The organism is Chryseobacterium sp. CG10_8 (assembly GCF_058117085.1).
In genome coordinates, this window is sequence record NZ_JBYVEB010000005.1 from 19,703 (window position 1) to 42,511 (window position 22,809).

The window sequence follows — 22,809 nt, forward strand, 5'->3', positions numbered from 1 at the left end:
AATTATTTATCAGCGTCTAATTTATACTTGGAAGTATCGAAACCAAAGTTAAGACCTTTAGAATGCACCAATTCTTCCAATTCTGTTAAAGATTTTTTACCAAAATTTCTGAATTTCATTAAATCCGATTTGCTATAAGAAACCAATTCACCCAAAGTCTCCACTTCAGCAGCTTTCAAACAGTTCAAAGCTCTTACAGAAAGATCCATGTCAGAAAGTTTGGATTTCAAAAGTTGTCTTGTATGCAACGTTTCTTCATCATATTGAATAGATGCTTTAACCGCTTCGGTTTCCAAAGTGATTCTTTCATCAGAGAACAACATGAAGTGATAGATCAAAATTTTGGATGCTTCTGTCAAAGCATTCTGTGGTGTAATCGAACCGTCTGTTTCAATATCCAATACTAACTTTTCGTAGTCAGTCTTTTGCTCAACACGATAATTTTCTATTGCATATTTTACTTTCTTAATAGGAGTAAAAATGGAGTCAATAGCAATCGTACCAAGTGGAGCATTGTTGGACTTGTTTTGTTCAGATGGAACGTAACCTCTTCCTTTTTCAATATTGAAAGTGATTTCGAAGGATACGTCTTTTTTCATATTACAGATAACAAGTTCTGGATTCAAAACTTCAAATCCGTTCATTGTTTTTCCAAGGTCTCCGGCTGTTACAACGCTTTGACCTGAAATTTTAGTATGAACTTGTTCTCCCGGTGTATTTTCAGCTTTTGCTTTCAATCGAAGTTGCTTAAGATTAAGGATAATCTCAGTAACATCTTCAATTACTCCCGGAATCGTTGAAAATTCATGCTCTACACCTTCAATTTTAATTGATGAAATAGCATAACCTTCCAATGAAGAGAGTAATACTCTTCTTAGCGCATTTCCAATGGTAAGTCCAAATCCGGGTTCCAATGGACGGAACTCAAACTGTCCACTAAAGTCATCAGAATTGAGCAGGATTACTTTGTCTGGTTTAATAAATTGTAAAATAGCCATATGATTTGGTTGAGCAAAAATTTTGTTATTATTTAGAGTAAAGTTCGACGATCAATTGTTCCTTGATGTCTTCAGGGATTTGGATTCTTTCCGGTGCGGAAATGAAAGTCCCCTCCTTCTTCTCGTCATTGAACTGTAACCACTCATAGTTAACTTTAGAAGCTAAAGAATCTGCGATTACTTCCAATGATTTTGACTTTTCTCTAACAGCTATAACGTCTCCTGCTTTTAAAAGGTAAGAAGGAATATTAACGATTTCTCCGTTAACAGTAATGTGACGGTGAGAAACCAATTGTCTAGCCCCAGCTCTTGTTTTTGCATAACCTAATCTATATACTACGTTATCCAATCTAGATTCGCAAAGTTGCAATAATACTTCACCTGTTACTCCTTTGCTTCTATGAGCTTTGTCGAATAGGTTAGCGAATTGTCTTTCAAGAATTCCGTAAGTATATTTTGCTTTTTGCTTTTCAGCTAACTGAACTGCGTATTCAGATTTTTTTGCTCCTCTTCTTTTGTTGGGTCCATGTTGTCCCGGCGGTTGATTTTTTCTTCTTTCGAAGTTTTTATCACTTCCGTAAATTGCAGCACCGAATTTACGAGCAATTTTAGTTTTTGGTCCTATATATCTTGCCATAATGTTTTAAGATTTGAGATTCGAGATTCGAGATTCGAAATTTGAAGTATTTACTAAATAAAGGTTACAAATTTCTAACATCCAATTTCAAATTCGTGTGTTATACTCTTCTTCTTTTTGGAGGTCTACAACCATTGTGTGGCATAGGAGTCACATCAACGATTTCACTAACTTCGATTCCAGAATTGTGAATAGTTCTGATTGCAGATTCTCTACCTGCTCCAGGACCTTTCACGAATACCTTTACTCTCCTCAATCCAGCTTCGTGAGCTACCGAAGAACAATTTTCTGCAGCCATTTGAGCAGCAAAAGGAGTGTTCTTTTTGGAACCACGGAATCCCATTTTACCAGCAGATGACCAAGAGATCACCTCACCGTTCTTATTGGTAAGCGATATAATAATATTGTTAAAAGTAGCTTGGATATGAGCTTCCCCAATCGCTTCTACTTTTACTTTTCTTTTCTTTGTTGTCTTAGTTTGCTTTGCCATAATTCTTAACGATTATTTACTTGCTTTTTTCTTATTAGCAACAGTTTTTCTCTTTCCTTTTCGAGTTCTAGAGTTATTCTTCGTTCTTTGGCCTCTTAAAGGTAATCCAAGTCTGTGACGTATTCCTCGTTGGCATCCTATGTCCATCAATCGCTTGATGTTCAATTGCACTTCTGATCTTAATTCTCCTTCAACTTTGATGTTTTCTTGGATAAAAGATCTAATTGCAGCCAATTCATCGTCATTCCATTCGTTGACTTTCTTGTCTTCGCTGATACCGGCATTTTTTAAAATTTCAGAAGCGGTACTTTTTCCGATTCCGTAGATGTAGGTTAGGCCGATAACACCTCTTTTGTTTTTTGGTAAATCAATACCTGAAATTCTCGCCATAATTTAATTTTAACCTTGTCTTTGTTTAAATTTTGGGTTCTTTTTGTTGATTACAAACAGTACACCTCTTCTGCGTACGATTTTGCAATCAGCACTTCTTTTTTTGATTGATGCTCTTACTTTCATCTTTTTTCTTTTATGTAAGACCCCTGTCTCACGTTAAAAATTAGTATCTAAAAGTTATTCTACCTTTGCTAAGGTCATAAGGTGACATTTCTAATCTCACCTTATCACCTGGCAAAAGTTTGATGTAGTGCATACGCATTTTCCCAGAAATGTGGGCGATAAGAATGTGACCATTCTCTAACTCAACCCTAAACATTGCATTGGAAAGTGCTTCTACAATAACACCGTCTTGTTCTATATGTTTCTGTTTAGCCATTTACTTCCTAAAAGTTGTTTGAAGTTCTCGACAATTTTGACTGCATCAAGCCATCATAATGATGATTAAGCAAATAAGTATTTATCTGCTGAATGGTATCAAGGGTTACCCCAACCATAATCAAAAGCGATGTACCCCCGAAAAATAGGGCAAATCCTTGTGTCTGAACCAACCATCCGAACACTAGTGCCGGAAGGATTGCAAAAGTAGCCAAAAATATTGAACCTGGCAAAGTTATTTTTGATAAAATATCATCCAGATAATCAGCAGTATCTTTCCCAGGTCTTACCTTAGGAATCAATCCACCATTTCTCTTAAGATCATCTGCCATTTGGTTAACTGGAATTGTAATCGCCGTATAGAAAAATGTAAAGATGATAATCAACAATGCAAACAACAAATTGTACTGCCAACTAAACATATCCTGAAATCCAGCGAAAAACGAATTCTCGTTATCCACTTTTGTTAATAATCCTGGAAGAAACATTAACGCTTGAGCAAAGATAATTGGCATAACACCAGCAGCATTAACCTTCAAAGGAATCCACTGACGTGCTCCTTGCATTAAGCTTCTGTTGTTACCTCCTCTTGCTTGAGCTCTACTTACATACTGGATCGGTACTTTTCTTACAGCTACAGAAAGAACTACAGATAGTAATACTACGACCATCCACATCAATACTTCGATAAGGATCATTAACGTACCTCCACCTGTTTCACCAGTTTGAGTTACATATTCTTGAACAAATTTTTGCGGTAAACCAGCTAAGATACCAACCATAATAAGAATGGAAATACCATTTCCTATTCCTTTGTCAGTAATCTTCTCTCCTAACCACATTGCAAAAATAGACCCAGCACACAACATGATGATACTTGGCAACCAAAACATAATGGAAGCTGGATCAATCAAATACGCTTGCTGAAACTGTCCGTAAGGTAAAAACACTTGTGTTATAGATGTCAAATATGAAGGTGCTTGAACTAAACATACTCCAATGGTAAGCCATCTTGTAATCTGATTAAGTGTATTTCTTCCGGACTCGCCATCTTTTTGCAATTTTTGCAAATATGGAATTGCCATCCCCATCAACTGCACAATAATAGATGCTGAGATGTAAGGCATAATTCCTAAGGCCATAATGGAAGCTTGGCTAAAAGCTCCTCCCGTAAATGACGATAACAATCCAAGGAGACCAGCTCCTTGATTGTTACCACCACCTTGTTTGTTATAGTGATCTAAAAGATCTCCAACTTCTGCCAAATTAATTGCAGGCAAAGAGATGTATGAGGCGAATCTATACACGAGGATAATTCCCAAGGTAAAGAGAATTTTATCTCTTAGTTCTTTTAGATTCCAAATATTTTTTAACGTTTGTATAAATTCTTTCATCGTACAATTTATAAAGTAATTGCTTTACCTCCAGCCTTTTCAATCAACTCCTGAGCAGATTTTGTGAATTTGTGTCCTGAAACAGAAACACCAGCTTTCAATTCTCCTCTACCCATGATTTTTACCAAATCATTTTTAGAAGCTAATCCGTTTTCTACTAATACGTCAAAAGTGATGTCACCTTTAACAGACTTAGTATCAATTAAGTTCTGAATTGTATCAAGATTGATTCCTCTATAATCTTTACGATTAACATTGTTGAAACCAAACTTCGGCAATCTTCTTTGCAAAGGCATCTGTCCACCTTCGAAACCGATTTTCTGAGAATATCCAGCTCTTGCCTTCTGACCTTTATGTCCTTTTGTGGAGGTTCCTCCTTTACCGCTACCTTGTCCTCTTCCGATTCTTTTAGAATTGTGTGTAGAACCGCTAGCTGGCTTAATATTATTTAAGTTCATTTGTCTAAATTTTTAGTTTTCCTGTACTTCTACTAAGTGTCTTACATTAGCTACCATTCCAAGGATAGAAGCAGTTGCTTCATGCTCTACTACTTGGTTTAGTTTTTTTAAACCTAAAGCTTCAAGGGTTCTCTTTTGGTTTTTTGTTCTTCCGATAGCACTTTTAACTTGTTTTACTTTAATTGTTGCCATTTTACAAAATTTTTAAGATTAACCTTTGAATACTTTTTCTAACGTAATACCTCTCATTCTAGCGATTTCTTCTGGTCTTCTGATATCCAACAATGCTTTGAAAGTTGCCTTTACCACATTGTGAGGGTTAGATGATCCTTTAGATTTTGCAAGAATGTCATGGATACCAGCTGATTCCAAAACCGCTCTTACAGCACCTCCGGCGATCAATCCAGTACCATGAGAAGCAGGTCTCAAAAAGATATCTGCTCCACCATATCTTGCTGAAGTTTGGTGAGGAATAGTATGGTTCATTACAGGAACTTTTACTAAATTTTTCTTAGCATCTTCTACCGCCTTAGCGATTGCAGAAGCTACTTCTTTAGACTTTCCTAATCCATAACCGATAGTTCCTTTTTCGTCTCCTACTACAACAATAGCAGAAAATCCGAAAGCTCTACCACCTTTGGTTACTTTGGTTACTCTATTAACAGCTACGAGACGATCTACTAATTCTAATCCTCCCGGTTTTACTTTTTCTATATTATCTAGTCCTAACATAATTTCCGAAATTTTTAATGATTAGAATTTAAGTCCACCTTCTCTAGCTCCATCAGCTAAAGCTTTAACTCTTCCGTGATATACAAATCCGTTTCTGTCAAATACTACTTGCTCAATACCAGCAGCTTTTGCTTTTTCAGCAACTGCTTTACCAACAGCAGCAGAAACTTCTGTTTTTGTTCCTTTAGCGTTAACTTCTTTCCCTCTGGAAGAAGCAGATGCTAATGTAGTACCAGTTTTATCATCGATCAATTGAGCATAAATTTCTTTGTTGCTTTTATAGACAGATAATCTTGGAAATTCTGCAGAGCCAGAGATTTTTCCTCTAACTCTTCTTTTTATTCTATTTCTTTTTTCTAATTTATTTAGTCCCATTTCTTTTGAATATTAAATTATGCAGATTTACCAGCTTTTCTTCTAATGATTTCACCAACAAATCTAATTCCTTTTCCTTTGTAAGGTTCAGGTTTTCTGAAAGATCTGATTTTTGCAGTTACCATTCCCAAAAGTTGCTTATCGTGAGATGAAAGCGTGATGATTGGGTTCTTACCTTTTTCAGTAAGTGTTTCTACTGCAATTTCTTGAGGAAGCTCTAACACGATACCGTGAGAAAATCCTAAAGCCAATTCTAATTTTTGACCTGCATTAGATGCTCTGTAACCAACTCCGACTAATTCTAATTTCTTAGTAAATCCTTCGGTAGTACCAACTATCATATTATTGATAAGTGCTCTGTATAGACCGTGAAGTGCTTTGTGCTGTTTAGAATCAGAAGGTCTGTTAACTGTAAGTTCTCCTTCGTTTTGTTCTAAAGTAATACCAGCTGTAAGTACTTGAGAAAGTTCCCCTTTTGGACCTTTTACTGTTACTACACCTTCAGCTTCAGTGATTGTAACTCCAGCAGGGATTGATATAATTGCTTTACCTATTCTTGACATTTTTTCTTTTTTTAAAAGATTAATAAACGTAGCAGATTACTTCACCACCTACTTTTTCTTCTCTAGCCTTCTTGTCTGTCATCACACCTTTTGAAGTTGAGATGATCGCTACACCTAATCCATTTAATACTCTTGGAAGTTCTGTAGAACCAGCATATTTTCTTAAACCTGGCTTAGAAGCTCTTTGGATAGACTTGATAGCCGGTTTGCTGGTTTTTTTGTCATATTTCAAAGCGATTTTGATGTTCCCTTGAACAGCGCTATCCTCGAACTTGTAGTTGAGGATGTACCCTTGTTCGAAAAGGATCTTCGTAATCTCTTTTTTGATTTTAGATGCAGGAATGTCAACAATCTTGTGACCTGCCATCTGTGCATTTCTTACTCTCGTAAGATAATCTGAAATTGGATCTGTTACCATTTTTTGTTTTAAATTATTGGTTAATGATAATCAGTTTTGATCAAGATGTCAGAAATCAGATGTCAGAGTCAGAAAAAAATTCTGAGGACTGAAATCTGATATCTTAAAATCTATTACTCAACTTGATTACCTAGATTTCTTAAAAATTGTTACCAACTTGCTTTTTTAACTCCAGGGATAAGACCGTTGTTAGCCATTTCTCTGAAAGTTACTCTGGAAATCCCGAATACTCTCATGTAACCTCTTGGCCTACCTGTAAGCTTACATCTGTTGTGTAGTCTTACTGGAGATGCATTTTTTGGTAATTTTTGAAGAGCATCATAGTCTCCAGCTTCTTTTAAAGCTTTTCTTTTATCAGCATATTTTTTTACTAATGCTTCTCTTTTGCGCTCACGCGCTTTCATTGATTCTTTAGCCATTTCTTAGTTCTTTTTGAATGGTAAACCGAAGTGAGTTAATAATGCTTTTGCTTCTTTGTCTGTCTGAGCAGAAGTTACAAAAGTGATGTCCATCCCTTGGATTTTTTTCACTTTGTCGATTACGATCTCTGGGAAAATGATTTGTTCTGTAATCCCTAAGTTGTAATTACCTCTTCCATCAAAACCGTCCGGCTTAATACCATTAAAATCTCTAATTCTTGGTAATGCAGACGAAGTTAGTCTGTCCAAAAATTCGTACATTTTATCAGCACGAAGAGTTACTTTAGCACCAACTGGCATTCCTTTTCTTAGTTTGAAAGCCGCTTCGTCTTTCTTAGAAATTGTACCAACAGCTTTTTGTCCAGTGATAGCAGTAAGTTCTTCTACAGCATAGTCGATAATCTTCTTATCTGCAGTAGCGTCACCTAAACCTTGACTCACAACAATCTTCTGCAATTTTGGTACTTGCATAACGGATTTGTAACCAAACTCTTCCATTAACGCAGGTACAATTTTCTCTTTATATAATTTCTTGGGTCTTGCGATGTATTCCATTGTTGTTTCGATTATAGAGTTTCACCAGTAGTTTTAGCTACTCTTACTTTTTTATCTCCTTCCACTTTGAAACCGATTTTTGTCGGCTTACCATTCTTATCAAGAATAGCTACATTGGAAATATTAACTGGAGCTTCTTTTTCTACGATGCTTCCTTGAGGATTCTGAGCGGATGGCTTCATGTGTTTTTTAACAACATTAACACCAGCTACCAAAACCTTAGCATCTTGTCCTTCTTTCTTAATCACTTCAAGGATTTCTCCTTTGCTACCTTTATTTTTTCCGGTAGTAACGATTACGTTATCTCCTCTTTTTAGTTTTAACTTTGACATTTTCTTATTTTTAAATATTAAAGTACTTCAGGAGCTAATGAAATGATCTTCATGTACTCTTTATCTCTCAACTCACGAGCAACAGGTCCGAAAACACGTGTACCTCTCATCTCACCTGCTGTATTAAGCAATACGCATGCGTTATCGTCAAAAGAGATATATGATCCGTCTTTTCTTCTAACTGCTTTCTTAGTTCTCACAACAACCGCTTTAGAAACTTGTCCTTTCTTAGCGTTACCAGATGGTGTAGAATCTTTGATAGTTACTACGATTTTATCACCAACTGAAGCATATCTTCTTCTAGTTCCTCCTAGAACTCTGATTACCAATACTTCTTTTGCACCGGTATTATCAGCTACTTTTAATCTTGATTCGGTTTGTAACATTACTTAGCTTTTTCAATGATTCGTACTAATCTCCATCTTTTATTTTTGCTCAAAGGTCTTGTTTCTTGGATAAGAACTGTATCCCCTTCGTTGCACTCATTGTTCTCGTCGTGTGCGGTATATTTTTTCGTTTTCAAAACGAACTTACCATACATTGGATGCTTGATCTTGGTGGTCTCGCTTACAACAATAGTTTTTTCCATTTTATTGCTGGAAACAACACCAATTCTTTCTTTTCTTAAATTTCTGTCCATAGTAAAATGAATTATTGTTGTTTAGCGGTTAATTCTGTTTGAAGTCTCGCAATCGTCTTTCTCACATCTCTAATTTGGATTGGATTTTCGATTGGACTGATTTTGTGAGCAAGCTTAAGTTTTGTGTATTCAGCTTTAACTTCAGCTAATTTATTTTGTAAATCACCTACTGTTAGGTTTTTGATATCTGCACTTTTCATAGTTTCAAAAATTATTCAGGTTTTACAAAATCGTTTGATACAACAAACTTAGTTACTACTGGAAGTTTCTGAGCGGCTAAACGAAGTGCTTCTTTAGCTACCTCATAAGGAACTCCTCCGATTTCAAACATAATTTTACCAGGCTTAACAACAGCTACCCAATATTCTACGGCTCCTTTACCTTTACCCATCCTTACTTCGGCTGGTTTCTTAGTAATAGGCTTGTCTGGAAAGATCTTGATCCAAAGTTGACCTTCTCTTTTCATATATCTCGTTGCAGCGATACGAGCTGCTTCGATTTGTCTTGCAGTGATCCAAGCTCCTTCCATCGCTTTGATTCCGAAAGTTCCATACGCTAATTGATTTCCTCTTTGCGCATTTCCCTTCATCTTCATTTTATGAACACGGCGGAATTTGGTTCTTTTTGGTTGTAACATTTCTTTAAATTTTAGATTTTAGATCTTAGATTTTAGATTTTTCTATTTTAAAAAAGTAACGGTAATTTAAAATTCAAAATTTCCAATCTAAAATTTTAGTTATTGTTATTTCTTCTTGGTTTTCTTTCTCTATTATCGCCTCTGTTACCTCCACCTGAAGATTTCTTTTGTTGAGCTACTAATGGAACAAGGTCTCTTCTTCCATATACTTCTCCCTTCATGATCCATACTTTAACTCCTAATCTTCCGTATGTAGTGTGTGCTTCTGCGATATGATAATCGATGTCTGCACGGAAAGTTGACAATGGGATTCTTCCTTCTTTGAAAGACTCGCTTCTTGCCATTTCTGCTCCGTTCAAACGTCCAGAAATTTGTACTTTGATTCCTTCTGCTCCCATTCTCATGGTACTTGCAATAGCCATCTTTACTGCTCTTCTGTATGAGATACGGTTTTCGATTTGTCTTGCGATATTTTCAGCAACAAGGATTGCGTCTAATTCTGGTCTTTTGATTTCGAAGATATTGATCTGTACGTCTTTTCCAGTCAACTTCTTCAATTCTTCTTTCAATTTGTCTACTTCTTGACCTCCTTTTCCGATAATTAATCCTGGTCTTGCGGTAGTAATTGTAACTGTTACCAATTTAAGAGTTCTTTCGATATAGATTCTAGAAACTCCTGCTTTTGATAATCTAGCTTCAAGGTATCTTCTGATTTTGTAGTCCTCAGCGATTCTGTCTCCATAATCACTTCCTCCGTACCAATTAGAATCCCATCCTCTGATGATTCCTAATCTATTTCCTATTGGATTTGTCTTCTGTCCCATACCTTGATTAATTTTCTTTATTACCTAAGATTAATGTAACGTGATTAGATCTTTTACGGATTCTGTATCCTCTACCTTGCGGTGCTGGTCTTAATCTTTTTAATTGTCTAGCGCTATCTACAAAGATTTCTTTAACAATTAGATTAGCCTCTTCGATATCAGCTCCTTCGTTTTTGCTTTGCCAATTAGCCATAGCAGAAAGTAAAAGTTTCTCTAATTTGTTAGAAGCATCTTTCTTAGAAAACTTCAAAATATAAAGTGCTTTGTCTACATTTTCTCCACGAATAATGTCAGCAACAAGTCTCATTTTTCTAGGAGAAGAAGGACAGTTGTTTAATTTAGCTGATACAACATCTTTGTCAGCCTCTTTTCTTGCAATACTGCTATTTCTTTTTCTTGATCCCATAATTATCTACTTCCTTTATTTTTGTTACCACCGTGACCTCTGAAAGATCTTGTTGGAGAGAATTCGCCTAACTTGTGACCTACCATGTTTTCTGTAACATAAACTGGGATAAAAGTTTTCCCGTTGTGTACAGCGATAGTTTGTCCTACGAAGTCTGGAGAAATCATAGATGCTCTAGACCAAGTTTTGATTACGGTTTTCTTACCGGATTCTACGTTTGCCTGAACCTTTTTATCTAAAGAATAATGAATAAAAGGTCCTTTTTTAAGTGATCTTGCCATAATTATTTTCTTTTAGATATAATGTATCGGTTAGACGCTTTGTTTTTCTTTCTAGTTTTGTAACCTTTAGCTGGTTTACCGTTTCTTGATCTTGGGTGACCTCCTGAAGAACGTCCTTCACCACCTCCCATAGGGTGATCAACTGGGTTCATTACTACAGCTCTTGTTCTTGGTCTTCTACCCAACCATCTGCTTCTACCTGCTTTACCAGATACTGTCAATTGGTGATCTGAGTTAGAAACTGATCCAATCATTGCGATACATTCTGTAAGGATCATTCTTGATTCTCCAGAAGGCAACTTAACGATTGCAAATTTTCCGTCTCTTGAAGTTAATTGTGCTGAAGATCCTGCACTTCTTGCGAGAATAGCTCCTTGTCCAGGTCTCATCTCGATGCAAGAAATCACAGTTCCTAAAGGAATATTTTTCAATTTCATTGCATTACCAACTTCTGGTTCTGCTGATTCAGCTGAAACTACTTTTTGTCCTACTTTGATTCCGTTAGGAGCGATGATGTATCTCTTCTCTCCGTCTGTGTACTCAAGTAATGCAATAAAAGCGGTTCGGTTTGGATCGTACTCTACAGTTTTAACTTCTGCTTCAACATTGAACTTGTTTCTTTTGAAGTCTATAATTCTGTATTTCTTTTTGTGTCCACCTCCGGTGTAACGCATGGTCATTTTACCAGTTTGGTTACGTCCACCTGACTTTTTAATACCAACTGTTAGAGATTTCTCTGGTTTGTTGGTAGTAATTTCCTCAAAATTGTTTACAATTCTGAATCTCTGTCCCGGGGTGATAGGTTTTAATTTTCTAACAGACATTACTATTGTTTATAATTATTTATATTTTATTAAGCTATATGCAATAGGCGTTAAGCTTGTTGCTTAGCGCCCATCACTAATTTTATACTGCAAAGATGTCGATTACTTCCCCTTCGGCAAGTTTCACAACAGCTTTTTTCAGTTTGTTGGTTTTACCAACTTGAAGTCCTTTTTTGGTATACTTTTCAGAAACTTTAGGAGCGTAAATCATGGTATTTACATCCGCTACCTTCACGCCATAAGCTGCTTCTACTGCATTTTTAATTTGGATTTTATTCGCTTTAGTATTTACTAAGAAAGAATAAGTTCCTCTTAAATCAGTAAGGTAATTTGCTTTTTCTGAAATAACCGGTTTGATGATTACTGACATGATTTATTTCTTTAAGTTTTCTTGAAATTTTTCTACTGCTCCCTCGAAGAAGATAATTTCACCAGCATTAACTAAGTCGTAAGAAGAAATCTCGTTGAAATTCTTAACGCTAGTTTTTGGTAAATTTCTTGAAGAGAGATACACATTTTTGTTAGCTTCTGGAAGAATGAACAAAGATTTTTTCCCGTTAAGAGCCAAAGCGTTCAATACTGTAATGAAATCTTTGGTTTTAGGAGCGTTCATTGACATATCTTCTAAAACTTTAATCTGGTTGTCTTTCATTTTTTGAGAAAGAGCAGATTTTTTAGCTAATCTTTTCAAAGCTTTATTCAACTTGAAACGGTAGTCTCTTGGTTTTGGACCAAATACTCTACCTCCACCTTTGAATGTAGGAGATTTGATATCACCATATCTTGCAGATCCACTACCTTTTTGTTTTTTCAACTTTTTGGTAGAACCGGTGATTTCGCTTCTTTCTTTTGCTTTATGAGTCCCTTGTCTTTGTGCAGCAAGGTATTGTTTCACTTCTAAGTAAACCGCATGCTGGTTAGGCTCGATTCCAAATACAGACTCGTCCAAACTTACTTTTCTTCCGGTTTCTTTTCCTGATGTATTGTATACTACTAGTTCCATTTTCTGATAATTACATAAGAATTTTTAGCTCCCGGAACAGCACCTTTTACTACTAAAAGATTTTGTTCTTGATCTACTTTTAATACTTGCAAATTCTGAACAGTTACTTGCTCACCACCCATTCTTCCAGCCATTCTCATTCCTTTGAATACTCTTGATGGATCCGATCCAGCACCGATAGAACCTGGAGCTCTAAGACGGTTATGCTGACCGTGAGTAGCTTGCATAACTCCACCGAAGTTGTGTCTCTTAACTACCCCTTGGAAACCTTTTCCTTTAGAAGTACCTGTTACATCCACAAATTCGCCTTCGTTAAATAAGTTAACTTTTACTTCATCTCCGATGCTTAATGTATCAACGAACTCATGATAGAATTCTACAATTTTAGCTTTTGGAGCAGAACCAGCCTTTTTAAAATGACCAGCTAACGCTTTTCCAACGTTTTTTTCACTCTTGTCATCGAAACCTAACTGCACGGACTTATAACCGTCGTTTTCAATGGTTCTGACCTGTAAAACCGAACATGGCCCAGCCTGAATAACGGTACATGGAATGTTTTTTCCATTCTCGTCAAACAGGGAAGTCATCCCGATTTTTTTTCCAATAATTCCTGACATTGTTTATAATTGCTATAAAATTTATCTTGTTAAATGCTTCATTTTAAACGGTTCACGTAATCTCTAAGTTTGAAATAGGCATACGTCACCCTTAAAATGAGTGTGCAAATGTAGGAATATTTTCTAAATCAGCAAAATATATTTTAAAAATAATTAATAATTTAAAAAATCTCTTCTTTAGCGATCCTTCTTTGCAAAAAAATGTGACCTAGATGCAAATAATGAAAACCATGTTACTTCCTGAGAAGAAATATTATTTTATCTTTATACTTTATTTTTACAACAAAAACACATTGTTTCATTCTAATAGATCTTAAATGAAGAGAATTTTGAGTATCATCTGTTTGGTTAGCTACTGTATTCTGTTTTCGCAAACACCAAAAGATGATTTTGATAAATACAAGAACAAGTACAAAGATTATCCAATTGCTTATACCCTCATCAAGGCACAATACAATATCGATCTAATTGACAACAAACTAAGTATTGTTTCTCAAAGACAAGAGGAGTCCATCGTGCTTCAGGATTTGGGCAAGATTAGAAACAGAGAGAGCATCCACTTTTCTAATTTCAGAAAAGTTGAAAACGTAACTGCTTCTACCCTTAATCCAGAAAAGAAGTCATACGCCAAAATCCCTGTTACTGACTTTAGCCAAAAAGCGTACATATCGGAAAGAAATTTTCACGATGATAACAAACAAATTGAGTTCTACTACCCTAATCTAGAATTAGGATCTAAGAAAGAACTCAGTTATCAGACTGCTTACACAGATCCCAATCTGATGAGTGGATTTTCCTTCTTTGAAGGATACCCAATTGAGCAAGCTATACTAGAAGTGACTGTAGACAAAAACGTCGAACTAGGATACAAACTTTTCAACTCACAGAATAAGAACATCCAGTTTTCTTCAGAGACCAAAGGCGACAAGACCATATATAAATGGAAGGGCACAGAACTTTTTCCTTTCAAAGCAGAGGAAGACATGATCGCTCCCATGTCTATTATTCCTTACGTCGAACTTTACATTAAAAGCTATACAATCAACAACAAAAAAATTAATGTCCTTAATGATATTGGAGGACTTTATAATGTTTACAAAAATTACCTCAAAGATGTCAATAAGACCGCAGATCCAAGCCTTAAAGCTAAAGTTAATGAAATCATTGCAGGAAAAAAAACTGAAGAAGAAAAAGTAAAAGCAATCTATTATTGGGTGAAGGATAATATAAAGTACATTTCCTTTGAAGAAGGCTACGATGGATTCATCCCTAGAAATGCAACTGATGTCTATAAAAGAAAATACGGTGATTGCAAAGACATGACAAGTATATTGTATCAGATGCTGAAAGAAGCTGGTATTCAAAATGCATATTACACCTGGATTGGAAGTAGAGAAAAGCCCTTCAGCTATTATGACATCCCAACAATGATTGTTGATGACCACATGATTTGTAGCTATCAAAACGCTAAGAATCAATTGATCTTCTTAGATGCTACAAGCTCAGTAACTCCTTATGGTATACCAACCTCCTTTATACAAGGAAAAGAAGCTCTCATTGGCTTGGGTGAAACTTATAAAATTGTAAAAGTTCCCGTCTTAGATGGTAGTGTTAACAAAATTTCTGAAAACATTATCCTCAAAGTTGACAAAAGTACTCTAAGCGGAAAATCCATTGCTAACTTCAACGGATACAATAGAGACAAAGTTATCAACTCCTTCGGAGACAAACATGGTAACGACGAGCTTTCTATCGCAAGAGGGTTGCTACAAAAGGGCAGTAACAAGTTTATCCTCCATCATTTTGATGTCAAAAACAAAGATAACCGAGACTTACCTCTCGTCGTAGGCTACGACTTCAACCTTGATGATTACTCTGTTGCTTTTGGAGAAGAAATCTTTGTAAACTTATTTTTGGACAAGCCTTTGGAAAATACCACCATTGATAAAACGAGAGAAAACGACATCGAAAAAGACTTCACTTTTGAAAAAAACTATTCTGTAACCTTGGAAATTCCTCAAGGATACAAAGCTGGATTTATTCCGAAAAATGATTCGTTTCAAAATGGTCTATTACAATTCGATGTACAATACACTGTAAAACCAGACGCTATTGTTCTTAATTACAAGGTGAAATCTCTACAATTAATTACTAAAAAATCAGAATTCGCTCAGTATAATGAAGCTATCAAAAGGCTTAAAGCCAACTATGACGAATCTGTCTCCATCGTAAAAAAATAAAAAATTCAATATGAAAATTAGACTTGTAACAACTTGCCTCCTAATAAGTGCATTAGCGCTTTCTCAAAATAGGATCAAAGAATATCAATGGGAAACCAACCCGAAAGCTTACTCACCGACAGAAGAAGAAAAAAAACAATCCGAAATCAATCTTCTCCGTTATGAGATCAAGGAATTGGTGAATGGTACTCAAAATCAAAACGAAGAATATAGCTTATTACATAAAAAAGTATTTATCAATAGTGATGAAGCTGTTGAAAGAAACAACAAAATATATATTAGTGCAGGAGATACTAAAGAGATTATCACCAACAAGCTTAGAATTACCTTTCCCGACGGGAGTACAACCGAAGTAACAGAACGTAATATTAAGGAAGCCGAAGATGAAGAAACAGGTAGAACGTACAAATATTTTGCACTCGATGGACTGACAAAAGGTTCAGTTTTAGAACAGCTGCTGGTAAAGAAAGAAGACCCTAACTTTACTGGGATGTATATGAGACTTCAGGGCTCTTATCCTATCAAAGAATCAGTTGCTGAAATCATCCATCCTAGCTATCTTGTATATGATCTGAAACTACTTAACAGCAATTCTCCAATATCTACCACTTCTCAGGGAAATTACACCAATAACAAAGTAAGGTTGACCAATCTTGCTGGTTTGCCAGAGGAAAAATACGCTAACCCTGATGCTAATCAAGCCATTCTTCTTTTCAAGCTTTCGGAAAACAAGAGTTCTGGAAAGAAAAACTTATTTGGTTACGACTTGTTTAGTGAGTCAGTTAGAGAAATTTCGTTCAAGGAACTGGAAAAAAGCGAAGAAAAACTTGTCAAAAATTTTAATTCCAAAATACCTTTAACCAAAAATCAGGAAGATAACATTCGCATTATAGAGGATTATGTCAAAAAGAATATTGGATATGAAGAACGATATGGAAACGGTCAGAATCTAGAAGAGATTTTTACCCAAAAAGTTGCTGGAGACGCAGGATATCTTAAGGTACTAAGTCATCTCTACTCACTAAACGACATAGAATTTCAAACCGTTTTCACCTCAGATAGATTTAAGATAAAAGTAGATCCTACTTACGAAAATTTTGCGTTTATGGATGATATCCTCTTATACTTTCCTAAATATGATAAGTATCTAAGTGTAAAATCCTTTAGTCATAGATATCCATTATATTCAGAAAACAACGCTGGCAACTATGGAGTCTTCGTAAACAAAGACCAGCCTAAATCTTATCAGATCAAATTAATCCCTGCAAATCCCGTTTCTAACGAAACCCACGAAATAACAGTCGATTTTTCTAAAAACATAACTGAACCCGAAATCCATACCATCTTAAGCTATGACGGAGTTTCCTCTGCAAATTTTCAAGGGCTTGAAGATGTAATCCCGAAAGAACAGTTTGGTAATGTTAAGTTAGATATTGCAAAAAATTACACTGGATTTGCGAGCAATGCAACAGTGGATTTTATCAATAGTGGTTTCCAATATTCTGGAGTGAAACCTTTTATTATGGATATTAAATACGTAGGAAGCAATCTTGTACAAAAAATGGGTGATAAGATCCTATTCAAGTTCGGAGAACTCATCGGTCCACAAGTGGAAATGTATCAAACAGGAGAACGTGTATTACCTGTGGAAATCCCTTTTAAACATAAATACACAAGAACCATCACTATTAATGTACCTGATGGATACAATGTGAAAAATCTAGAAAAGATGAAAAACAACTACGAAGTGACGCTTAATGGAAAAAAAGCAGCTTACTTCAACACAGATTACAAAATCGATAAAAACCAAATAATCATTACCAATCAGGAAGTGTATTTGGAATTAACCTACCCTATTTCTTCTTACACAGATTACCAAAAGGTGATTAACGCAGCGGCTGACTTCAACAAATTGTATGTCATTTTCGAGAAAAAGTAGAATTGCAACCAATAGTAACAAGAAAAGACACTTCCCCAAGTGTCTTTTCTTATTTTTAAGTTATACTTGAGAGGTTTCTGTCACGTTTTGTTCCACAATTCAAAAACTTATCCATCTACCACTTTTTTCGCAAGATTTCAAAAACTATGTATATCAGACCTTTATCTGAGTGTTCAATTCTACTCCGTCAAAAATCATGTTATTTCATTGTAATCAAACTAGAGTGATTATAGTATCTGGGAAAACTTATTCTTTACCTTTGCAAAAAAATACGGAAGATTAGATTCTTCTTTCTGAAACACAATTTGATAATGAAAAAAAGCTACGCTATTTTATTACTATTTCTATGGTATAACTTCTGGTCAGCCCAAAATCCTAATCTAACAAGTTCATCAACGACAGCCAAGATCGATTCCTTTTCAGATGACGAAACAGGAAAACCCTCAGAAGGGCAAACAAATGCCATCGAGAAAAAAGAACAAAAACAAGATTCTATCAGCAACAAAAAAGTCAACGCACCAAAGCCTACTATTTCTCCATTACTTATTAACGAAGTAGATTCTACCAAACAAGTTATTGCACGATACGGAAACAAAGGTTTTGAATTTCAAACGCGTGACAACAACTTTTTGCTTCAGATTCAGAGTCGCTTACAATTTAGAGTTTCTGCTCCTTTCGATCAAGATCCAGTCACCTATGATGAAGTAGATTCTAAAGGCGAACCAGATTTCAAAATCAATCGCGCACGTCTTAAAGTAGGTGGTCATGCATTTCAACCTTGGCTCAAATATTACTGGGAATATGAACTCGGACAATCTAATCTGCTAGATTTTCGATTGATGATTGAAAAATGGAAATGGCTTAGTTTCAAAGTTGGACAATGGAAAATCGAATATTCTCAGGAAAGGATGATTAGCAGTGGGCAACAGCAAACAGCTGAACGATCCATTATTAACCGTCCCTTTACAATAGACCGTCAACAAGGTTTAGAAATCTATGGCCAAATTGCCAGAAAAGGCTTGGCTAACTTTAATTATACTTTAGCAGTGCTTACTGGCACAGGCATGGGTAATAGTAAAAATGATGATCACAACCTAATGTACTTCGGTAGATTTCAATGGAATTTCCTGGGAGACGAATTAGAGTTTTCTGGAAGTGATTTAGAATTTCATGAAAAACCATCAGCTCGAATTGCCATCGCAGTAGTAACCAATCGAAGTCCTTATACAAGATTTTCTCAGTCTGGAGGTGGAAGTCTTGAAGGTTTTCATTCAGATAATCCGGGTCAATATCGCGTGAATCAATACAATATTGAATCTGCGTTGATGTACAAAGGTTTTTCTTGGCAATCCGAATGGCACCACAAACAAGTTAAAGACTATCTTGATAATAAGGCCACGACTACAATGAGAGGTTACTATTTACAAGCGGGATACTTTTTCCATGGTATCATAAATTGGATTCCAAAAAATCTAGAATTTGCAACAAGATTTGCCGAATATCGACCAAATAAAGAGATAACTCACAATTTTGAAAGAGAAACTACTTTTGCGTTCAATTGGTTTTTCAAAGAACATCGCAATAAATTAACTGCGGAGATTTCTTATTTCGATTTTTTCGAAGCAAGTCTTCCAAAAAATGAAGGATGGCGCTTCAGATTACAATGGGATATTTCGATTTAAAAGAAATTACATTCCTACTTGCTCCGCAAAGTAATTTTCGAGTAATATTACAAAAATCAAGAACTTAATCAAAAAAAAAAAAAATCCGAAGCCTTACGACCTCGGAATATTGTTCTTCAGTACAAAGTCAGGAGACTTTGAGATGAGGATATCGTCATAAACTTTGAATTTCTGTTAGGTAATCTAAATTTTCTCTAAATTTATCTAACAATTCTAAACTATGTGCATCTGTATTATTAGAGAGACGGCTTATAGCACCGCTAAGAAATTGTGCATTACTATCATAATTTATGATACTTTGTTTAAGAGACGCAATATTTACTGACACCATATTTTGATTTTTAAGGGTCTCTAAACAGTTATAAAGCAAACAGTATCCCATATAATTTGAATCTACTAAGATACTAGTGTACTTCAGAATAGCCTCTGCTTTAATTTGATCTTGATTAGAATTAAAATCACTCAATAAATCTTTTTTTGACAAAATAATATATGCTAAATATTGTTTTTGCGTAACATTAAGATTAACATTATATAGTTTATCAAAATACTCCCAGCCATATTGCGCATCCGCAATCTTTTTATCCAACTCATTATCAATTCTAAATTGATCAATATCATCTTGATTACCATTCAAATATGGCAATTGCCCTTGATAATTTGTTTTACTAAAATCTACTACTGAGGATCCTCCAGAACTACTAGCTCTTGCATTAGAGTTAATTGTTGCTTGGTCGTCTTTCTGTCCAACACTTGCGCTATTTTCATCACTACAACTTGTAAAAAAAGTGACAAAAAAGGATAATAACAAAATAGTGTAATTTTTCATTTTTCTAATTTTTTAAGTTTAAGAACAAGCCATCCCGCTTTGATAATTTTCAAATACTCCTTGACCAATTATCACGTTACCTACTCCTGTGTTATTATAATCTGGCATAACCTCACACCAATATACATCATGACCAATCGCACTGGAAACGCTACATTGAGTACCAGCTGAAACATTCCATGCATATCCATATGCAACACCATTAGAACTACTAACACATCCCTTTGTACATAATTTAGCATTAATTATTGACGCACTGCTAAAAAGTAACAATAAAAACAAAAATTTTTTCATAAAACATATTTTTTTAAATTAGTAAGACTAAATTAAAATTAAAATTAAAATTAAAATTAAAATTAAAATTATGCAACATTTTTAAGTAATAATTAAAATTTATTTTATTATGTTAAGTGAAAAATTAAAAAAAAACATAAAAAAGACATTACTTTTATCAGTATAATAATATTCAATCCTACATTCCTACTTGCTCCGCAAAGTAATTTTCGAGATCCTTAAGAGTTTCTGGACTGGTTTGGATATCTTGTACCAACTTTCCTTTTTCTAGGACAACGATTCTATTACACACTTCAGTTGTATGTGATAGGTCGTGACTCGAAATCAAAAACGTGACGTTAGCATCTTGCGACCATCGTTTGATAAGGTTTTTTAATTTGATCTGAGTCGAAGGGTCAAGATTGGCAAAAGGCTCATCCAAAACAATAATTTCTGGATGACCAATCAACGCTCCAACAATCCCTACCTTCTTCATATTCCCTTTGGAAAGGTCCCTGATGTACTTTTTGGCATTAATAATTTCACCGTTAAATAGATCTTCGAACTGTTTCAAGAATTCGTCAACGGTAGCCTTGTTCTGACCCCTCAATTCCCCAAGAAAATAAAAATATTCCTCAGGTGTCAAATATCCAATCAAAAAGGACTCGTCAATAAAGGCCGAAACTTTGCTCTTCCAAGCTTCTGACTGATCTACTCGTATCCCATCAATACTAATATAACCAGAACTCGCTTTAATTAAATCTAACAAAAGACTAAAAAGAGTGGTCTTCCCTGCCCCATTATTACCAACTAAACCAAATGTTTCTCCTTTTGAAATCTCGAGATGCTGAATATTAAGAACTTCTGCAGTCCCATATTTTTTTGAAATATTATTAACGCTTATCATGTGATTTTTTCTTTAAATTTTAAATAAATACTTAAGACTCCCGGTTTTTAGCTTTTCTTTTTGAATGCTTCAATCGTAGAGTACTTTTCTGTTTTGTAAATTTTTACGATTTGATCGAATATCTTATCTCGAAGCATAAAACCAATAAGACCTAATATTCCAATCGCGAACACCGCCGCTTCAAGACCAAAGAAATAGTTAACTCCACCAAAGACTGCCATCGGAACTACCATCTGCGGAATAACCAACAGAAGTGTTTTGAAGTTGAAATTATTTTGCCCTCCAGAAAAAGTTTTCGCTGTTGAATTAAGATCGATCGCCGTTTTATTATACGCTCCTGAAACTAGGGTTAAATAAGAGTTAACACCTAAATTATAAATTCCACCCGCCAAAATAGTCAAGTAAAATTCCCAACTGACCACAAAAGCATAAAAAATAGATACAACCATCGAAATAGCAATAACTATAACGGACAATGCCCATTTGGCTTTCAGGTATTCTTTGTAAGGTACTCGCTGCGTCATCATCAATGGATAATAAGAACTATCCCAAGCAGGAACTCTTTGACCAAAAACAATGTTCATTCCCCCAGTAACCATTATTCCCAAGAAAATCTGCATTCCCGAGAATTGATATCCTCCTCCACTGTAAAACAACAATCCATAAAATAAGAATAGGACACCTCCAATTAAAGCTCCTCTTGCGGCTTTGTTTCTCTTGATTAGTTTGATATCATTATTGATAAACGTCCCGATGGTCCCGAATCGATTAAGAAACTGAATATTTTCACTTTTACCAATGGCTGTCTTCACTTCTAGACCTTTATCTAGGTAAAGATTTTCTTTAATAAAGTCAAAGGTAAAGTATCCAATAACCGCAAATAAAATTATCGGAATCAACACCAAAAAAGGACGCTCAAACAAGGGATAAAAAATTGCTTGAGAGATATCCATTACATTGACAATATCATAATAATGCAACAATGACACCACCGAAATCACCCCAAAAACGATATAAGAAATGCTATCGCTTTTGTTGATAATGGTATTGATAAAGGTGTTGATAAAAAGAATCAAGATGCAAGACAGCGAAAAAATCAGCACCGAAGCTACACTATAACCTCCATCAACTAATAACAAAATAGTAAACGGAATCATAAACAACAGAAAAGCCCAACTGAAAAAAGAGGACAAAATCTTTCCCATTGTGTATTTGGTAATCGTATTTTTTGTCACATTAAGCGTCATCAAGGGTTTGATGTTGTTAGTGGGAAGTTGTTGCAAAAAGTACTTAAGAATAAGATCCACGACCCAATAAATAATAAAAATGCTCGCGAAAACGGCAATTGGATTACCTCCACCCTCTTCTTTTGCATAATAATACAGTCCAAAGGCTCCGCCAATTAAAGCGATAGAAAAATAAAGTACCAAAAAGAACATCCCAATCTTGGATATCAAACTGGCTGCGAGATTTGGACTTCGGAAAAGACTCTTGATTTCTAAACTAATAAACTCTAAGAACATTATTGTTTTTTTATTATTAGTGAAAAAGCACCCAATAATGTT

Annotated in this window: 34 protein-coding genes; 3 read left to right on the forward strand and 31 right to left on the reverse strand. The window is 35.2% G+C overall.

The window, feature by feature from the left end; all coding sequences use genetic code 11:
• Nucleotides 1-2: 2 nt before the first annotated feature.
• From AC4AGG_RS01795 to rplC, 27 genes are all read right to left on the reverse strand, one after another.
• Nucleotides 3-998, reverse strand: a complete 996-nt coding sequence (locus tag AC4AGG_RS01795) for a DNA-directed RNA polymerase subunit alpha (protein WP_489770262.1) — start codon at nucleotides 996-998, stop codon at nucleotides 3-5.
• Nucleotides 999-1,026: 28 nt separating this feature from the next.
• Nucleotides 1,027-1,635: a 30S ribosomal protein S4 gene (gene rpsD, locus AC4AGG_RS01800; protein ID WP_489770263.1), complete on the reverse strand. Its 609-nt coding sequence runs from the start codon at nucleotides 1,633-1,635 to the stop codon at nucleotides 1,027-1,029.
• Nucleotides 1,636-1,735: 100 nt separating this feature from the next.
• Nucleotides 1,736-2,125, reverse strand: a complete 390-nt coding sequence (gene rpsK, locus AC4AGG_RS01805) for a 30S ribosomal protein S11 (RefSeq protein WP_489770264.1) — start codon at nucleotides 2,123-2,125, stop codon at nucleotides 1,736-1,738.
• A 12-nt stretch (nucleotides 2,126-2,137) separates the two neighbouring features.
• Complete coding sequence (gene rpsM, locus AC4AGG_RS01810) at nucleotides 2,138-2,515, reverse strand: 30S ribosomal protein S13 (RefSeq protein ID WP_489770265.1); 378 nt, start codon at nucleotides 2,513-2,515, stop codon at nucleotides 2,138-2,140.
• Between the two features lie 9 nt (nucleotides 2,516-2,524).
• Nucleotides 2,525-2,641: a 50S ribosomal protein L36 gene (gene rpmJ, locus AC4AGG_RS01815; RefSeq protein ID WP_370897394.1), complete on the reverse strand. Its 117-nt coding sequence runs from the start codon at nucleotides 2,639-2,641 to the stop codon at nucleotides 2,525-2,527.
• 40 nt (nucleotides 2,642-2,681) lie between these two features.
• On the reverse strand, nucleotides 2,682-2,897 hold the full coding sequence (infA, locus tag AC4AGG_RS01820) for a translation initiation factor IF-1 (protein WP_489770266.1): 216 nt from the start codon (nucleotides 2,895-2,897) through the stop codon (nucleotides 2,682-2,684).
• 7 nt (nucleotides 2,898-2,904) lie between these two features.
• Entirely contained in the window at nucleotides 2,905-4,290 is a 1,386-nt protein-coding gene (gene secY, locus AC4AGG_RS01825) for a preprotein translocase subunit SecY (RefSeq protein ID WP_489770267.1), read from the reverse strand.
• An 8-nt stretch (nucleotides 4,291-4,298) separates the two neighbouring features.
• Nucleotides 4,299-4,748 (reverse strand): 50S ribosomal protein L15, encoded by a 450-nt coding sequence (rplO, locus tag AC4AGG_RS01830; protein ID WP_489770268.1) that lies wholly within the window; start codon nucleotides 4,746-4,748, stop codon nucleotides 4,299-4,301.
• Between the two features lie 12 nt (nucleotides 4,749-4,760).
• On the reverse strand, nucleotides 4,761-4,940 hold the full coding sequence (gene rpmD / locus AC4AGG_RS01835; RefSeq protein WP_489770269.1) for a 50S ribosomal protein L30: 180 nt from the start codon (nucleotides 4,938-4,940) through the stop codon (nucleotides 4,761-4,763).
• An 18-nt stretch (nucleotides 4,941-4,958) separates the two neighbouring features.
• Nucleotides 4,959-5,480 carry a 30S ribosomal protein S5 gene (gene rpsE / locus AC4AGG_RS01840; RefSeq protein WP_489770270.1) on the reverse strand — a complete coding sequence of 174 codons (522 nt, stop codon included), beginning with the start codon at nucleotides 5,478-5,480 and terminating at the stop codon, nucleotides 4,959-4,961.
• A 21-nt stretch (nucleotides 5,481-5,501) separates the two neighbouring features.
• Nucleotides 5,502-5,855 (reverse strand): 50S ribosomal protein L18, encoded by a 354-nt coding sequence (gene rplR, locus AC4AGG_RS01845; RefSeq protein WP_489770271.1) that lies wholly within the window; start codon nucleotides 5,853-5,855, stop codon nucleotides 5,502-5,504.
• Between the two features lie 17 nt (nucleotides 5,856-5,872).
• On the reverse strand, nucleotides 5,873-6,418 hold the full coding sequence (rplF, locus tag AC4AGG_RS01850) for a 50S ribosomal protein L6 (RefSeq protein ID WP_489770272.1): 546 nt from the start codon (nucleotides 6,416-6,418) through the stop codon (nucleotides 5,873-5,875).
• Between the two features lie 19 nt (nucleotides 6,419-6,437).
• Nucleotides 6,438-6,836 (reverse strand): 30S ribosomal protein S8, encoded by a 399-nt coding sequence (rpsH, locus tag AC4AGG_RS01855; protein ID WP_489770273.1) that lies wholly within the window; start codon nucleotides 6,834-6,836, stop codon nucleotides 6,438-6,440.
• Between the two features lie 149 nt (nucleotides 6,837-6,985).
• The gene (rpsN, locus tag AC4AGG_RS01860) at nucleotides 6,986-7,255 is read right to left on the reverse strand and encodes a 30S ribosomal protein S14 (protein WP_489770274.1); all 270 of its coding nucleotides are present in this window, start codon (nucleotides 7,253-7,255) and stop codon (nucleotides 6,986-6,988) included.
• 3 nt (nucleotides 7,256-7,258) lie between these two features.
• Entirely contained in the window at nucleotides 7,259-7,810 is a 552-nt protein-coding gene (gene rplE, locus AC4AGG_RS01865) for a 50S ribosomal protein L5 (RefSeq protein WP_489770275.1), read from the reverse strand.
• A gap of 11 nt (nucleotides 7,811-7,821) precedes the next feature.
• A complete protein-coding gene (rplX, locus tag AC4AGG_RS01870; RefSeq protein ID WP_489770276.1) occupies nucleotides 7,822-8,142 on the reverse strand; it encodes a 50S ribosomal protein L24 in 321 nt (106 codons plus the stop codon).
• Between the two features lie 17 nt (nucleotides 8,143-8,159).
• Nucleotides 8,160-8,528 (reverse strand): 50S ribosomal protein L14, encoded by a 369-nt coding sequence (gene rplN, locus AC4AGG_RS01875; RefSeq protein ID WP_489770277.1) that lies wholly within the window; start codon nucleotides 8,526-8,528, stop codon nucleotides 8,160-8,162.
• On the reverse strand, nucleotides 8,528-8,782 hold the full coding sequence (gene rpsQ / locus AC4AGG_RS01880) for a 30S ribosomal protein S17 (protein WP_489770278.1): 255 nt from the start codon (nucleotides 8,780-8,782) through the stop codon (nucleotides 8,528-8,530). Before rpsQ ends, rplN begins: the two co-directional genes overlap by 1 nt.
• Before the next feature lie 11 nt (nucleotides 8,783-8,793).
• Complete coding sequence (gene rpmC / locus AC4AGG_RS01885) at nucleotides 8,794-8,982, reverse strand: 50S ribosomal protein L29 (RefSeq protein WP_489770279.1); 189 nt, start codon at nucleotides 8,980-8,982, stop codon at nucleotides 8,794-8,796.
• Nucleotides 8,983-8,993: 11 nt separating this feature from the next.
• Nucleotides 8,994-9,419, reverse strand: a complete 426-nt coding sequence (gene rplP / locus AC4AGG_RS01890) for a 50S ribosomal protein L16 (protein ID WP_489770280.1) — start codon at nucleotides 9,417-9,419, stop codon at nucleotides 8,994-8,996.
• Between the two features lie 95 nt (nucleotides 9,420-9,514).
• Nucleotides 9,515-10,243: a 30S ribosomal protein S3 gene (gene rpsC / locus AC4AGG_RS01895; protein ID WP_489770281.1), complete on the reverse strand. Its 729-nt coding sequence runs from the start codon at nucleotides 10,241-10,243 to the stop codon at nucleotides 9,515-9,517.
• Nucleotides 10,244-10,250: 7 nt separating this feature from the next.
• Nucleotides 10,251-10,649, reverse strand: a complete 399-nt coding sequence (gene rplV, locus AC4AGG_RS01900) for a 50S ribosomal protein L22 (protein WP_489770282.1) — start codon at nucleotides 10,647-10,649, stop codon at nucleotides 10,251-10,253.
• Nucleotides 10,650-10,651: 2 nt separating this feature from the next.
• Nucleotides 10,652-10,930: a 30S ribosomal protein S19 gene (gene rpsS, locus AC4AGG_RS01905; RefSeq protein WP_489770283.1), complete on the reverse strand. Its 279-nt coding sequence runs from the start codon at nucleotides 10,928-10,930 to the stop codon at nucleotides 10,652-10,654.
• A gap of 2 nt (nucleotides 10,931-10,932) precedes the next feature.
• Nucleotides 10,933-11,754 carry a 50S ribosomal protein L2 gene (rplB, locus tag AC4AGG_RS01910; RefSeq protein WP_489770284.1) on the reverse strand — a complete coding sequence of 274 codons (822 nt, stop codon included), beginning with the start codon at nucleotides 11,752-11,754 and terminating at the stop codon, nucleotides 10,933-10,935.
• Nucleotides 11,755-11,836: 82 nt separating this feature from the next.
• Nucleotides 11,837-12,124 (reverse strand): 50S ribosomal protein L23, encoded by a 288-nt coding sequence (gene rplW, locus AC4AGG_RS01915; protein WP_489770285.1) that lies wholly within the window; start codon nucleotides 12,122-12,124, stop codon nucleotides 11,837-11,839.
• A 3-nt stretch (nucleotides 12,125-12,127) separates the two neighbouring features.
• Nucleotides 12,128-12,757: a 50S ribosomal protein L4 gene (gene rplD / locus AC4AGG_RS01920; RefSeq protein WP_489770286.1), complete on the reverse strand. Its 630-nt coding sequence runs from the start codon at nucleotides 12,755-12,757 to the stop codon at nucleotides 12,128-12,130.
• Nucleotides 12,748-13,374, reverse strand: coding sequence for a 50S ribosomal protein L3 (gene rplC, locus AC4AGG_RS01925; RefSeq protein ID WP_489770287.1), 627 nt, complete (start codon nucleotides 13,372-13,374; stop codon nucleotides 12,748-12,750). Before rplC ends, rplD begins: the two co-directional genes overlap by 10 nt.
• 317 nt (nucleotides 13,375-13,691) lie before the next feature.
• On the opposite strand from rplC, the gene AC4AGG_RS01930 reads away from it, so the two are divergent.
• From AC4AGG_RS01930 to AC4AGG_RS01940, 3 genes are all read left to right on the forward strand, one after another.
• The gene (locus AC4AGG_RS01930; protein ID WP_489770288.1) at nucleotides 13,692-15,614 is read left to right on the forward strand and encodes a DUF3857 domain-containing protein; all 1,923 of its coding nucleotides are present in this window, start codon (nucleotides 13,692-13,694) and stop codon (nucleotides 15,612-15,614) included.
• 10 nt (nucleotides 15,615-15,624) lie between these two features.
• Nucleotides 15,625-17,553, forward strand: coding sequence for a DUF3858 domain-containing protein (locus AC4AGG_RS01935; RefSeq protein WP_489770289.1), 1,929 nt, complete (start codon nucleotides 15,625-15,627; stop codon nucleotides 17,551-17,553).
• 311 nt (nucleotides 17,554-17,864) lie between these two features.
• The gene (locus AC4AGG_RS01940; protein ID WP_489770290.1) at nucleotides 17,865-19,235 is read left to right on the forward strand and encodes an OprO/OprP family phosphate-selective porin; all 1,371 of its coding nucleotides are present in this window, start codon (nucleotides 17,865-17,867) and stop codon (nucleotides 19,233-19,235) included.
• A gap of 154 nt (nucleotides 19,236-19,389) precedes the next feature.
• Here AC4AGG_RS01940 and AC4AGG_RS01945 read toward each other — a convergent pair whose 3' ends face one another.
• The 4 genes from AC4AGG_RS01945 to AC4AGG_RS01960 all read right to left on the reverse strand — a co-directional run bounded on the left by AC4AGG_RS01945 (nucleotide 19,390) and on the right by AC4AGG_RS01960 (nucleotide 22,767).
• On the reverse strand, nucleotides 19,390-20,064 hold the full coding sequence (locus tag AC4AGG_RS01945; RefSeq protein ID WP_489770291.1) for a hypothetical protein: 675 nt from the start codon (nucleotides 20,062-20,064) through the stop codon (nucleotides 19,390-19,392).
• An 18-nt stretch (nucleotides 20,065-20,082) separates the two neighbouring features.
• A complete protein-coding gene (locus AC4AGG_RS01950) occupies nucleotides 20,083-20,337 on the reverse strand; it encodes a hypothetical protein (protein ID WP_489770292.1) in 255 nt (84 codons plus the stop codon).
• 199 nt (nucleotides 20,338-20,536) lie between these two features.
• A complete protein-coding gene (locus AC4AGG_RS01955) occupies nucleotides 20,537-21,244 on the reverse strand; it encodes an ABC transporter ATP-binding protein (protein WP_489770293.1) in 708 nt (235 codons plus the stop codon).
• 47 nt (nucleotides 21,245-21,291) lie between these two features.
• A complete protein-coding gene (locus AC4AGG_RS01960) occupies nucleotides 21,292-22,767 on the reverse strand; it encodes a DUF5687 family protein (RefSeq protein ID WP_489770294.1) in 1,476 nt (491 codons plus the stop codon).
• Nucleotides 22,768-22,809 lie beyond the last annotated feature (42 nt).